The organism is Nocardia africana NBRC 100379 (genome assembly GCF_001612635.1).
GTDB classification, from domain to species: Bacteria; Actinomycetota; Actinomycetes; order Mycobacteriales; family Mycobacteriaceae; genus Nocardia; species Nocardia africana.
Map to the genome: position 1 here is coordinate 318,669 of NZ_BDAV01000015.1, position 13,196 is coordinate 331,864.

General features: G+C 67.9%; 9 protein-coding genes and 1 pseudogene. 8 read left to right on the plus strand and 2 right to left on the minus strand.

Features of this window, described 5'->3' with window-relative positions; all coding sequences use genetic code 11:
* The first annotated feature begins 53 nt into the window (after positions 1-53).
* From NA3_RS27860 to NA3_RS27880, 5 genes and pseudogenes are all read left to right on the plus strand, one after another.
* A complete protein-coding gene (locus NA3_RS27860; protein WP_157126600.1) occupies positions 54-1,901 on the plus strand; it encodes a hypothetical protein in 1,848 nt (615 codons plus the stop codon).
* Positions 1,902-1,969: 68 nt separating this feature from the next.
* On the plus strand, positions 1,970-3,121 hold the full coding sequence (locus NA3_RS27865) for a hypothetical protein (protein WP_062966587.1): 1,152 nt from the start codon (positions 1,970-1,972) through the stop codon (positions 3,119-3,121).
* Positions 3,122-3,167: 46 nt separating this feature from the next.
* On the plus strand, positions 3,168-5,015 hold the full coding sequence (locus tag NA3_RS27870) for a type IV secretory system conjugative DNA transfer family protein (RefSeq protein WP_062966588.1): 1,848 nt from the start codon (positions 3,168-3,170) through the stop codon (positions 5,013-5,015).
* The gene (locus tag NA3_RS27875) at positions 5,012-5,902 is read left to right on the plus strand and encodes a DUF4913 domain-containing protein (RefSeq protein ID WP_084491915.1); all 891 of its coding nucleotides are present in this window, start codon (positions 5,012-5,014) and stop codon (positions 5,900-5,902) included. The genes NA3_RS27870 and NA3_RS27875 overlap by 4 nt, the downstream gene beginning before the upstream one ends.
* Before the next feature lie 235 nt (positions 5,903-6,137).
* A pseudogene (locus NA3_RS27880) lies at positions 6,138-9,152 on the plus strand (Tn3 family transposase).
* A gap of 31 nt (positions 9,153-9,183) precedes the next feature.
* Here NA3_RS27880 and NA3_RS27885 read toward each other — a convergent pair.
* Complete coding sequence (locus NA3_RS27885; RefSeq protein ID WP_062966646.1) at positions 9,184-9,873, minus strand: TetR/AcrR family transcriptional regulator; 690 nt, start codon at positions 9,871-9,873, stop codon at positions 9,184-9,186.
* Between the two features lie 129 nt (positions 9,874-10,002).
* Here NA3_RS27885 and NA3_RS27890 point away from each other — a divergent pair, with 129 nt between their 5' ends.
* The 3 genes from NA3_RS27890 (at position 10,003) to NA3_RS27900 (ending at position 12,847) form a co-directional block, all read left to right on the plus strand.
* Positions 10,003-11,595 (plus strand): MFS transporter, encoded by a 1,593-nt coding sequence (locus NA3_RS27890; protein WP_372464295.1) that lies wholly within the window; start codon positions 10,003-10,005, stop codon positions 11,593-11,595.
* A gap of 11 nt (positions 11,596-11,606) precedes the next feature.
* Positions 11,607-12,116 (plus strand): universal stress protein, encoded by a 510-nt coding sequence (locus NA3_RS27895; protein ID WP_062966590.1) that lies wholly within the window; start codon positions 11,607-11,609, stop codon positions 12,114-12,116.
* A gap of 116 nt (positions 12,117-12,232) precedes the next feature.
* Positions 12,233-12,847, plus strand: a complete 615-nt coding sequence (locus NA3_RS27900) for a recombinase family protein (protein WP_062966591.1) — start codon at positions 12,233-12,235, stop codon at positions 12,845-12,847.
* Positions 12,848-12,940: 93 nt separating this feature from the next.
* Here the strand turns inward: NA3_RS27900 and NA3_RS27905 are convergent.
* A partial coding sequence (locus tag NA3_RS27905) for a transposase (RefSeq protein WP_167355051.1) occupies positions 12,941-13,196 on the minus strand: 256 nt, incomplete at its 5' end.

Genomic DNA, 13,196 nt, shown 5'->3' on the forward strand with positions numbered 1-13,196 from the left:
ATGGCGCCCGCGCATTGCGTTGAGGATGCGAACCCCTCGAACAGGAGATGACGTTGAGCCACGCGAGCTACGAGGACCGAACACCGTTGCTGTCGGATCTGCGCGGAGCCGCCGCGCCACCTGGAAGGTCGCCGTTCACCTGGAACGTCGAAATAGAGTCGGATCATCAACACTTCGGTTATCTGTTGGCGGGGATCGCCCTCGAACGTGCCTGTCTACTCACCGCACGCTACGCGGCCACACCACCGACCGACACCGACCGCGACCAGGCCGACTACGAGCTGGCAGGCATCGACCTGGCCGACTCCCCGCTGGCCCTGGCACACCTTCTCACCTGCGCGATCGCCTGGCGCGCGGAATCGGCCACCGCGAACTGCGCGGTGCCGGTGCTGGTAGAACACTTCCACCACGAGTACGGCCTGATCATCGACACCGACCGTGTCCGCATCGAACGAGACCACGAATTCGACATCACCGGAACATATTCCGCGAGGCTGGTCACCGCGCGGCTGGCCCGGTCCGCTGATGCGGTGCGGGCGGGCCGGTTGATGCTCGAGCGAACCGCACCCACGCCTGCGGTCGCGGCCACCGCCGCGGCGCTGATTACAGTGCCCCGCAACGCCAATGACGTCAGAGCAATGGCACGGACTCTGTATGAAGCGGGGGTGTCCGACCGAGCTGGATGGGCGATCGCGTTCTGCGTCGCCTATCTGGCAGGCCACGGCGATGGAATCGATCTGGCGGCCAACAGCCCGGTGCTAGTCGATCCGGTCGACGAGGCACGAGGCGAGATCGCCGAACAAATCCGCCGCATCCTCAACCCGGACCCGAACGATTTCAGTAACCCCCCGACGCCCGCGAAAGTCCTGGCATCCCGCGAATTCCGGCAGTCGATGGCCGTGCTGTCCGACAGCGACCGCCGCCTCGCCGAATCCACCCTCCGCGACATAGACGCATTCACCGGCACGGTGCCGCTGTGGTCGTCGTATGTGGCGCGGTCACAACTGGACCGAATGCTCGGCTCCTACTGCGCGGGGGTGGCGACATTGCACGACTACGCCCGCTCGCTCGGCACGGCTCCAGATCACCCCGTGGACCCACTGGAGCGCCGGTGGATAACCACGCTGGTCGGTGAACTCGCCGATGTCGGTCGCGTGCTGAACGGATACGCGTGGACCGGGCAGGGGCTGATCAGTGCCGAACGTCAGCAAATCGAGCACACCCTGCGCGGGGCGCTGCTGGGCGAGCCCGCGCCGCGGCTGCTGTTCGCCGGCGAACGCTTCAAAGCCGAATACGAGTTCAGGATCCAGTCCATCACGGCGACAGAGTTGGTCGACTCCATCCAGGAACGTCTGGTCACGATGATCGAAGACGGCGGAATCGCACTTCCACATATCGAACTCGACGAGGCGCGCTTCCGCCATGCCGACAGCATGGTTCACCACGTCGAACCCGAAGCCTCCGTACTCGCAGTGGTGGAAAGCCTGCATCGGCTCGCCCTGCCGCGGGCCGAGCACGGCTCCGTCGATGAGCACACCGCGGCGGTGCAACGCCTGCACGCCAGCCTCACCGAGGCGCACCTACCGCAACCATTGCACGCGCGCGTCGCTGCCCTCGTCGACGACGCCACCGCGCGCGCGAAGGAATGCGGAACACGGTGGAGCACGCGGAGCCGGTACTGGGATGCGCGCATCGCCGCCGTGGTCAAAACCTGGAACCATCCCGCTCCCGTCCTGCATCGAGGTGCGTCAACGATCATCGGCCCGGCCCAACCCACGGTTGACGCCATAACGCCGATCGGCGCCGAACTGGCGCAGCGGCCAGACGAATCAGCTACGAGCGCAACGGAATCGACTGCTCTCGCGAGCGAAGGAACCGCCGGAACTGATCTGGCTGTGTGATTCGGGCACCGGACACGCGATCGCAGGGGGCGACCGACAGTTGACGGAATCAGTGCACGAGGTTGCCCATGCCGAACCCCCACGGGCTCAACGACACTCAAACCACGACACCCCACCAGGCATCATCGGCCGCCGCCGCTGACCCCACGACACCGGTATCGGTCGGCGAACGCCGCACGGTGTTGCTTGCCGCCGTGCAGGATCGCGCCGCCGAGCGCAACCTCCTCGCAGACGCCGTCGGTGCCGCACTGGGGCCCCACGATCTCCGCGACCCCGCCGCGGCCGCGGCGATCGATACCGCGATGGACCGGGTCGCCCACGCCGCGCAGGCATTACGTGACGCACGCCGGGACGCTCTCGAGGCGGCCATCCCCGACAATGACATCCAGGCCGCCTACACGGCCGGATCTATGGGAATCCGGTCCACGGACAATCCAGCGGCAATCGCTCGGCTGGCGGTCGAGCGTGACCGCACGGTGTTCGACACCATGGCACGGCAGGCCGACTACGAGCGGGCGATGCGCACCGCCGAGGCAGAACGCACGCAGCGGATCGCCGCGAGCGAACAGGCTGAGGCCCTGCGCGAACGGGTGGCACGACTGCAACATGAAGGTGGAGCAGACCTCGACGCGATCTTCGACCGGTGGCAGGCCGACACCGCAGCACTGGTGTCGCACAACTTTCGATCCCAGCCCGCCACCCCAGACGCGAATGTAGTAGCGGGCGCTGGTGCGGGCACGGCGTCGATGCTCTACACCGCGGCGATCGAAATTACCCAGCCGGGTGCTTCGGCGCCGGTGCGGTTGCAGTCGGGCAGTGATCTGTCCAGCGAGACGCAGACCGCCGACTGGGTGCGTGACCAGCTGCGCAGGCTCGGCTGTGACCTGGCCGCCCACGTGCGCATCACCGCGCACGCCTCCGACGCCGAGCACACCGTCACGCTCATGGACTCGGCGGGCTACCCGCATATCGTCGACGAAGCCACCGACCGCTGGCACCGCCACGTCGCAGGCACCCACCCGCTCGACACAACCCGAACGAGCCCACCCGAACCTGGGACAGACCCCGTCGCGGCCCCGTCGGCGGGCCAGCTGCTGAGCGCTTCGTTCGAAGAAGCCCAGGCCGCGACCTGGATCAACGACAACGGTGTCGTCACCGCCGCACCCGACCAGCTCGCACAGACCGTCGCCACACCCGCCGAGGCGGAGCCGGGACAGTGACCGGCCACCGCCGCCGGGCCGACGCCGTCGGGATGGAGGCCAGAAGATGAGCGGGGCCCGGCAAGTCCGCCGCCGTCGCCGCAACGGGACGAGTGAGGACACCGCGAAACTGGTTGCAGGGCTGGTGATCTGCGCGATCGCCGTGGGCGTGTGGGCGGCGCTGACGGTGGGCAGTCTGTGGGCCGGGCTCACGGTGAACATCAACCCGGCCGGCGCGTTGCTCGAGGTCGTCTCGGGGCAGCGTCGGTGGCCGTGGCAGTCCAGCCTCGTGGTCGTCGGATTCCTCGTTGTGGCCGTGGCGGGGGTCGCGGTGGTGGCGCCACGACGCGGTAAGTATGTCGAGATCGACAGTGCCGCAAGCACGATGCAACGACCCAGTGGATTGACGATCGCGCGTGAACGCGACAACGCGAAGGTCGCGACGCGGCTACTGGCCGATGCGCCGCAGGAGGTCCGCGACATCACCGGCCCGCCTCTCGGGCAGACGGTGGTGGGCAACGTATGGCTGTATTTGCCCGCCGAACTCGGCGCGTTCATCGCGGCCGGAACCCGGACCGGGAAAACCATGGCGTGGGCGATACCGGCGGTGCTGGCAGCCTGGGGCCCGGTGATCGCGACCAGCAACCGGCCCGACCTCTACCGCCACACCCGGCTGCCACGCGAACGCGTTGGCCGGATCTGGCTGATGGATCAGCAAGGAGTGACCGGCCACACCGAGGTCGGGTTCTGGGTCGACCTGCTCGCCCAGGTCGACACCCTCGCCGCGGCCCGCAAACTGGCCTCGTTCTGGGTCGCGGCGAGCCGTGACCCAGACGCCCGCGTGGACAGCTATTTCGATGGTGGCGCGCAAACACTGTTGGCGCTGTACATGTTCGCCGCCGCCCGCGCGGGAGGAGACCTGCTGCATGTCGGTGAATGGCTCTCACGCGACCAGGACCCCACGCCCGCACTGATCCTGCGCCGCTTCGGGCACGTCCGCGCCGCCCAACGCATCACCGACGCCCAAGCCCTCTACGCCCGGCAACGCGACGGACTGTTCGACATGGCCCGACGGTTTCTGGACGTGCTGGCCGACGACGACTACGCGCGCATGGTCATACCACCGCAACGACGCTCCATCGACGCAGTCGACAACGGCGACACCGTCACCGTGCGCTACCGACTCGAGTCACGCACTCACCAACTGCCTCAGTTCATTCCCGAGAAGTTCATCGCCTCCCGCGACACCCTCTACGCGTTGTCGATGGCCGGCCCGGACGGCGCCACCCCGCTCACCACAGCCCTGGTCGGTCAACTCCTGGAAGCGGCGTTGCGTGCCGCGCGGCGTCGTCCCGACGGCCGGCTCGCAGTGCCGCTGCTGGGGGTGCTCGACGAGGCGGCGAACTGTTGCCGCATCGCCGAACTGCCTGACTACTACACCTACGCCGGTGGCCACGGCGTGCTGCTGATGACGTTCATCCAAGTCCTTGAGCAAGGCGAAAAGCTCTGGGGTGCGGGAGGATTGGCGACGATCCGGGCGCAGTCGATCGAGATCTACGGCGGCGGCATCGGCGACCCGGACTACCTCCAACGGTGGGCGACCATGGCCGACGAACACGAAGTCGAAGACCGCTCCCACAGCACCGGCCCCGCCGGTACCAGCCAGACCACGACCTGGCGCAGCGAAGCCAACCTCACCGTCGCCGACCTGAACGCGATGCCGAAAAGTCGCGCCCTGGTACGCCTGCCGACCCACAAACCGATCCTCGTCCGCAAAGTCCCCTGGTGGGAACTCGCCGACGCCGCCGACATCCGACGATCACTGGCGCTGTTCGAACCCGCCGACCCTGCTCCGGCGACCGCCGCCGAGCCGGTATCCGTCGAGTCTTCCGACCCCGAGGGCAAGGAAGTATGACCCAGCAACCCCTTCCCAACATGCCCGCCCGACAGCGCAAACAGTCGAAGGACAAGCCGAAGCCACCAAGGTATCCCCACTTCACAGTCTTCGCGCAGCAGTGGCTGTTGCCTGTAGTCCAGGTGCGCTTGGCTGAGAACAACCGCGAAGGCACCTACACCTGGTGCCAGCGGTGGTGGCTGCACCGATCGGTGGCCGTGCGTATCGCACACCTACACACGGCCTTCGAAGCAGCCCGCCACAAACAGACCATGAGCGCCTACCTGCTCGAACACCTCGATCCGCACATGTCATGGATCCTCGACGCCGCCAACGGACCACTGCACCGATGCACCCGCGCCCGCCACACCGCACTACCCCCGCTGGCAGGCACACCGGTCCCGCCCGGCAAACTCCCACGGATCAAAGCGAAGCCGGCACCGAACGACACCGGCAACGACAGCGACAACGCGAAAGCGCCGGCACTGCGGTTCACCGCCGTCGAAGACTTCGTCGAGCAATGGCTCCTGCCGGTCACCGCGGTGCGCATCGTCGGACAGAACCGCGAAGGTACCTATACCTGGTGCCCGCGTTGGTGGGACCACGGCGCCGTCGTGGTCCGCTTCGCCGCCATCCACCGCATGTTCGAAGCCGCCCGCGTCTCCGACGACAAAACCAGCATGAGCACACTGTTCGTCAGGCACATCGACCCGCACATGCGCCGCATCCTCGACGCATCCAAAGGCCCCCTGCACGCCTGCACACTGACCCACCACACGCCGACCCCCGGCCTACCGTCCGCACCGGCACCACCGGGATGGTTCGACCTGCCCGGCGAAAACATCGCCGTCGAAGACCTCGGATTCGGCCCCGACTTCCGCCTGATGGCTGCCGTCGAACCCTTCTAGACCGGGCCGTTCCGGGAAGTTCGCGCCGAGGTGTCGGCAGCAACCTGGCTCGGTGTACCTCGCCCCCGTTCCCGGCGGCGACCGGTTAGGGGTTCGGGTAGTAATCGGGCGGAAATCAACGACAATGGCGTGACCAGCGGTGATGTCTGGGTTTTCGTTCATGCTGCGGGGCAACATGATTGGTGCTTGGCTTGGCTGCCGATGAGGTTGGTCGGTGTGCTGGAGGTCGGGTTTCGTGGTGATGCAGGTGTTCGCGGCCGAGGAGTTGGCGCGTCTGCGGGAGTTTCCGGAGATCAGCCGCGAGGAGCTGTTCGGGTTCTTCACACTCACCCCGGCCGATATCGCGTTCCTGACACCGGGCCGCGGGCGTGGCCCGGCGGAGCGACTTGGTCTGGCTGTGGCGTTGTGCACGCTGCCTTGGCTGGGGTTCGTGCCGGACAAGGTGGCCGCCGCGCCGCCGGTGGTGGTGGCCCGGCTGGCGCAGCAGTTGGAAGTCGATGTGTCGATGATCCGTTCGTATGGGAAGCGGGCACAGACGCGCACCGAGCATCTGCGGTTGGCGGCTCAATATTTGGGGTGGCGCTCGGCGAGCGCGATGGAGTTGAAGGAGCTGGACGAGTTCTTGTTGGCGCGGGCGATGGAGCATGATTCGCCGACGCTGCTGTTCCGGTTGGGGTGTGAGTATCTGCTCTCGGCGCGGGTGATCCGGCCCAGCCCTGACACGGTGGTTCGCCGTGTTGTGCATGCGCGTGAGCAGGCGCAACGGGAGACCTACGACCGGTTGGCACACGAGCTGACTCCGCAACGCTGCGCGGAGCTGGACGGCTTGCTGGTTACCGATGCCTCGATCCGGATGTCGCGGTTGCGGTGGTTGTCGACCGGCCCGGTGGAGGCGTCGGCGGCGGCAGTGCGCAACGAGGTCGAGAAGCTGGGGTTCGTACGCGGCCTCGGCGCGGACACCCTGGATCTGTCGGTGCTTCCGGCGGAACGCCGCCGGTTCCTGGCCACCTTGGGTCGCCGCCTGACCGGGTAAGCTTTGCAGCGGCGTGATCCGCAACGCCGGTATCCGATCTTGTTGACGGTGCTGGCGCAGTCGGGGACCGATGTGCTCGATGAGGTGGTGGCGCTGTTCGATCAGGCGCTGTCGGGGAAGTTCAGTGCCGCGGAGAACCGGATGCAGCAGGAGCTGGCCGAGCGCGCCAAGACCGGGGAAGATCGGCAGGCGCTGCTGGATGACCTGCTGGAGATTCTCATCGACCCTCAGGTCCCCGATGAGAATGTCGGCGGCCTGATTCGGGGTGAGGGCATCGGGTTGGAGCGGTTGCGGGCCGCGGTTGCGCAGGCCAAACCTCGGCTGCCGCGCGATCATGGGCACTTGGCCGCTCTCGATATGTCGTATTCGTATTTGCGGAAGTTCACTCCGGCGGTGTTGTCGGCGGTGCGGTTCGCCGGTGGCACGGCGGCGACGGAGTTGCTGATTGCGGTGGACATGTTGCGGGAGCTGAACGCGACCGGTCGCCGCAAGGTGTTCGACGACGCACCGACGGGGTTCGTGCCGACCAAGTGGCGCGGCTATCTCGACGAGGCGCGCAAGACCGGGAATACGGTGGCTTACCGGCACTTTTGGGAGCTGTGCGTGCTGCTCGGGTTACGGGATGGTCTGCGCACTGGCGATGTGTTCGTGCCCGGGTCTCGCCGCTATGGCGACCCGGCCGCCTACCTGCTCACGCCCGAACAGTGGGAGCCCCAGCGCGGCGAATTCTGTCGCCTGGTCGGCAAACCGGCTGATCCGGCGCGTGCGTTGGCCGTGCTGACCGACGAGTGGGGTGCAGCGGTCGCAGAGTTGGAGCAGATGCTCGGCGCCGGGGACGGGGCGGTGCGCCTGGACGAGGATGGCGATCTGGTGATCTCCCCGTTGACCGCCGAGGACATTCCGGCCGAGGCGATCGAGTTGAAGGCCGAGCTGACCGAGATGCTGCCGTTCGCGCCGATCGTGTCGCTGCTGATCGAGCTGGGCAAACGCACCGGCTACCTGGACTGTTTCACACACGCAGGCGGTAAACAGGCCCGCAGCCCGGAGCTGAAACGCAATCTGATCGCGGTGCTGCTGGCGTACTCCACGAACCTCGGATTGACCAATATGGCCGCGGCGTCGGGGATCTCCTATGACATCCTGGCCTGGACGGCGGAGTGGTATGTGCGGGAGGAGACGCTGCGCGCGGCGAATCTGGCGCTCATCGGCTACCACCAGAGACTGCCGCTGACCACGGTGTTCGGCACCGGAACCCTGTCCTCGTCGGACGGGCAGCGGTTTCCCACCCGCGGCAAATCGGTCACCGCCCGCGCGGTCAATCACTTCTTCGCCGAGCAGGGCCTGTCGACCTATACCCATGTCACCGATCAGCACACCACCTACGGCACCAAGGTGATCGTCACGACCCGCCGTGAAGCCCACTACGTGCTCGATGAAATCCTCGGCAACGCAACGGATCTGCCGATCACCGAGCACGCGACCGACACCCATGGGGTTACCCTGGTGAACTTCGCGCTGTTCGATCTACTCGGGATGCAGCTGTCCCCGCGCATCCGGGATTTGGGCAAGATCACCCTGTACCGGCCGGTGCCGCGCTCTGATGCCGAGGCGCGGTTCCCGCACGCAGGTCCGCTGCTGACCCGCAAGCTGAATCTGGGTTTGATCGCCGAGCACTACGACGACCTGCTCCGGTTGGCCGGGTCGCTGAAGTTCGGGCACGCGACCGCGTCCCTGCTGGTCGGTAAGCTGTCCGCGTCGGGCCGCCAGAATGCCCTCGCCGCAGCGCTGAAGGAATACGGTGCGATGCGCCGCACCGTCTACGCCTGCCGGTATCTCACCGATCCGGACTACCGGCGCAAGATCTCGCGCCAGCTCAACAAGGGCGAATCCATCCATGCCCTCAAACGCGACCTCATCTACGCCCACGAGGGCGCCTTCCGCGCCCGACCTCTGCAAGCCCAGACCGAACAAGCCTGGTGCTTGACGCTGGCCACGAACGCGGTGATCACCTGGACCACAGAGTATTACGGGCTCGCGGTGGATCAGATGCGTCGTCAGGGCCGCCGGATAGACGCCGAGGTGCTGGCCCACATCAGCCCCGCCCACAGCGAGAACATCAATTTCTTCGGCGCGATCGAGGTCGACATCGCCGCCGAACTCGCCGCGCTCGGCCCTACCGGGTACCGGCCGCTGCGGGTGCGCGACACCCTGTTCTGATCCGATCGGGTGCCGCGGCGAGCTGTGTCGGTTACTCGTGGCTGGGGTGGGTGTGGTGGGCGGCGAGGAAGTCGTCGACCAGGCGTACGCGGTCGTGGTGGTCGATGCCGCGTAGCCCGGTGAGGCGGGCGAAGACGATCGGGCCCAGGAGTTGGATGATGGCGAAGGTGGTGTCGAGGTCGCCGAGCAGCGTGCGGGCCTCAGGGCTGGTGAGGATGTGGTCGAACGGTTCGCGGTAGCGGCGGATGACCTGGGCGCGCAGGGAGGTGACCGCGGCCGAGTCCGGGGCCGTGTCGGCGGGTTCGGCGGGGATGGATCCCATGGCCAGCCAGGCCAGGGTGGTCAGCTGGATGGGGGTGTTCTCGATCAGGTCGGCTTGGGCGGTGAGCAGCGCGATCAGCCGCTCGCGTACGGGCCCGTCGTCGGGTGGGGTGTCCACGCGCGGGAGTAGGCGTTCGAAGGTGGCCGCGAGCAGGTGGGTGCTGCTGCCGAAGTGCCGGTAGAGGGTGGTGCGCGCGACTTTCGAGGTGCGGGTGACCGCGTCGATGGTGACCGCGTCGATACCGCCGGTGGCCAGCAGGTGGGTGGCCGCGTCGAGCAACCGGGCCCGCGAGCGCGCCAACCGCGGATCAGCCTGATCGAGATCCTCACCGTCCTCGCCGGCGGGGGGCTGGGGCGCGGCGGGTCCGGTGCGGGTGTCGGCCTGGTCGCGGGCGGTCATGGTCGGGCAGACCTCCAAGGAAACGGGCGGCGGTGAATGCGTCCGATTCCGACCCTATCGCAACACCACCAATTGTGATACTGATGGTAGCGAAGCGATACCGATGGTTTCGTCGTGTGGGAGGTGCCCGTGAACGCACCGGGAACCAGTGGCAGTCACAGTGTGCTGGCGCGGGCCGAGTGGTGGATGCTGACGGTGTCGTGCCTGGCCGTGGCGCTGGTCGTCGCCGCGATGGCGGCACTGTATTCGGCGCTGCCGCTGATCGCGGTCGCGACCGGGGCGACCCAATCACAGCTGACCTGGATCGTCGACGGCTACACCCTGGTCCTGGCGTGCCTGGTGCTGCCCGCCGGCGCGGTGGGCGACCGCTACGGGCGCCGCGTGGTGCTCATCGCGGGCCTGGCGGTGTTCTCCGTAGCCTCAGCGCTGCCACTGCTGCTGTCCGGGCCGGTGTGGCTGATCGCCGCCCGCGCGCTCGCGGGGGCGGGGGCGGCGCTGGTGATGCCCTCCACGCTGTCGATCCTGACCGCGGGACTGCCCGAGACCCAACGCGGACGCGCGGTCGGGGTGTGGGCCGGGGTCGCCGGGTCCGGCGCGGTGCTCGGGATCCTCGGCTCGGGGCTGCTGCTGGCGCGGTGGTCGTGGGAATCGGTGTTCGTCGGGCTGACCGCGGCCGGGGTGATACTGGCCGGGCTGGCGTGCACCATCGCCGAATCCCGCCAGCATGAACACCCCCCGGTGGACTGGGCCGGTGCGGTCGCGGTCGCGGCGGCGATCGCGGCGATCGTGTACGCCTGCGTCGAGATCCCCTCACGCGGCTGGCTCGACCCGCTCGTGACTCCCACCCTCGGGCTCGGTGTCGCCGCGGCGGTGGTGTTCGTGATCGTGGAACTGCGGGTCGCGGCACCGCTGCTGGATGTGCGGTTGTTCACCCGCCGGGGTTTCGGCGCCGGAGCGCTGTCGGTGACCATCCAGTTCCTGGTCACCTTCGGGGTGTTCCTGCTGCTGGTGCAATACCTGCAACTGATCCTCGGCTACGGGCCGCTGGGCTCGGCGCTGGCCCTGGCGCCGTTGATGGTGCCGCTGGTGGCGATTTCGGTGATCGCGCCGTGGCTGTCGAGCCGGGTCGGGCTACGGGCGATGACGGTCACCGGGCTGCTCACCATCGCGACCGGACTGGTGCTGGTGAGCCGGTTGACCCTGGCCGCCGACTACCCGGACCTGTTGTGGCCGTTGCTGATCCTGAGCACCGGGCTCGGGTTGTGCACCGCCCCGGCGACCTACGCCATCGTCGCCGACACCCCCGTGGCCAAACACGGAGTCGCCGCCGCGGTCAACGACGCCGCCCGCGAGATCGGCGCGGCCATCGGGATCGCGGTGGCCGGCAGCGTCCTCGCCGCCGGATACACCCACCACATCCAACCCGCCCTGCCACGACTGCCCGAACCCGCCCGCGGACCGGTCGCCGACTCCCTCGCCGCCGCCCTGCAAGTCACCGACCGCGCCGGACCCGCCGCCCGCCCGCTGGCCGAGTTCGCCAAAACCGCGTTCGTCCACGGCAGCACCCGCGCCGCACTCGCGCTCGCGGCCATCACCGCAGCCGGAGCGCTCGTGCTGGCCATCCTCGCCCCCGGACCCGCACGCACCCCGACCCGCACCGCGACCGCGGTGCCCGAACCGGCGAGCACACCGTCGGACCGAACCACCCGCCCTGTCCCGTGAAAGGCCCCGTCATGACGGCCTACCACACCATCCTCGTCGACACCGACGGCTCCGACCGCTCCTACCGCGTGGTCGACCACGCCGCCGAACTCGCCCACGCCAGCCACGCCCGCCTGCTCATCCTGTGCGCCCGCCACGACATCGACCCACATACCCTCGGCCCCGACCTCGACCGACTCGGACCCGACGCCTACCAGATCCGCGGCACCACCCCCACCGACGCCATCCTGCGCACCGCACACCAGCACGCCACCACCCACGGCGCCACCGACATCGGCACCCACATCCTGGCCCCACCCACCCTGCACGCCCTGCTCCACCTGGCCGCCACCACCGGCACCGACCTCATCGTCACCGGCCACCCCCACCGCCACCCGCTGCTGGCCCGCTGGCTACCCACCCTGCCCATCGAACTCACCCGCCACGCCCACTGCGACATCCTCATCGTCCACACCCCACCCGACAATCCACCACACTTCCCACCGGGCCCCTCGCACCGGTATTCGGCGGCTGTTCCGTAAGCCGATCCACCAACGGAACACCCCGTCGCGCGGCTCGGAGCCCAGCTCACGAGTGTTCCGTAGAGGTGTTCCGCGAACCTTCCCGATCAACCCCCGCTATCCGGAACAATCCGACCATGAGTGAGCCATTCCGGGTGGGGTACTGCCGCTGCTCCACCGACGAGCAGGACGTCGAGATCCAGACCGATCAGCTTCTCGCACTCGCGGTACCGCGCGAACGGATCTTCATCGACAAAGGCTTCTCCGGCACGACGCGCAAGAACCGCACCGGGCTCGATAACGCGCTCGCTGCGGTCACCTCGGCCGCCGCGGCCATCACCGGGCGTCAGGTGGTGCTGACGACAACGAAATTCGACCGGTTCGCGCGGAACATGGCCGAGGCCGGGGAGATTCTGACCGGCCTGCGCGAGTGCGACGTGCTGTTCGGGCTCGGCACCTCGATCTACGACTGGCACGACCCGTTCGGCAAGCTCTTCCTGCAAACCCTCGCCATGGTCGCCGAGTTCGAGGCGAACCTCAATCACCTGCGCACCCGCGAGGGCATGGCCAAGGCCCGCGCGAAAGGTCGCCTCAAGGGCAAACAGCCGAAACTGCCTCTCGCAGCGCGGAAAACGATCCACCGCCGCTACCACGACCCCGCCGACGACGCGAGCCTGGCCGACCTCGCCAAGGAATACAGCGTCGGCCGCTCCACCATCCACCGCATCATCAGCACCGCGCCACCGGCATAGCGCCCACGGCGCTCATGTACCGGGTGCTCGGCACCCCGAACCACCCGACATCGCGGGTCTGTCCAGATAACGGTGTAACTCGGGTTGGTTGAGTTACTTCCGTCCGGCGGTGAGTCGGCCTTCGAAGGTGATGTCGAAGGCGTTCAACGCCGCTTTCCATCGGGTGATCCAGCGTTTCTGGCCTGTGCCGGTGGGATCGAGGGCCATGACGGCGAGGTAGACGCATTTCAGTGCGGCCTGCTCGTTGGGGAAGTGCCCGCGGGCACGGACCGCGCGGCGGATGCGGGCGTTCACGCTCTCGATCGCGTTGGTCGAACACACCACCCGCCGGATCTCGGTGTCGAAGAGG

What these genes read in the sequence shown, in the direction of transcription:
- NA3_RS27900 (WP_062966591.1), top strand. Translation starts at nt 12,233, where the DNA reads ATGAGTGAGCCATTCCGGGTGGGGTACTGCCGCTGCTCCACCGACGAG.
- NA3_RS27865 (WP_062966587.1), top strand. Translation starts at nt 1,970, where the DNA reads ATGCCGAACCCCCACGGGCTCAACGACACTCAAACCACGACACCCCAC.
- NA3_RS27885 (WP_062966646.1), bottom strand. Translation starts at nt 9,873, where the DNA reads ATGACCGCCCGCGACCAGGCCGACACCCGCACCGGACCCGCCGCGCCC.
- NA3_RS27875 (WP_084491915.1), top strand. Translation starts at nt 5,012, where the DNA reads ATGACCCAGCAACCCCTTCCCAACATGCCCGCCCGACAGCGCAAACAG.
- NA3_RS27870 (WP_062966588.1), top strand. Translation starts at nt 3,168, where the DNA reads ATGAGCGGGGCCCGGCAAGTCCGCCGCCGTCGCCGCAACGGGACGAGT.
- NA3_RS27895 (WP_062966590.1), top strand. Translation starts at nt 11,607, where the DNA reads ATGACGGCCTACCACACCATCCTCGTCGACACCGACGGCTCCGACCGC.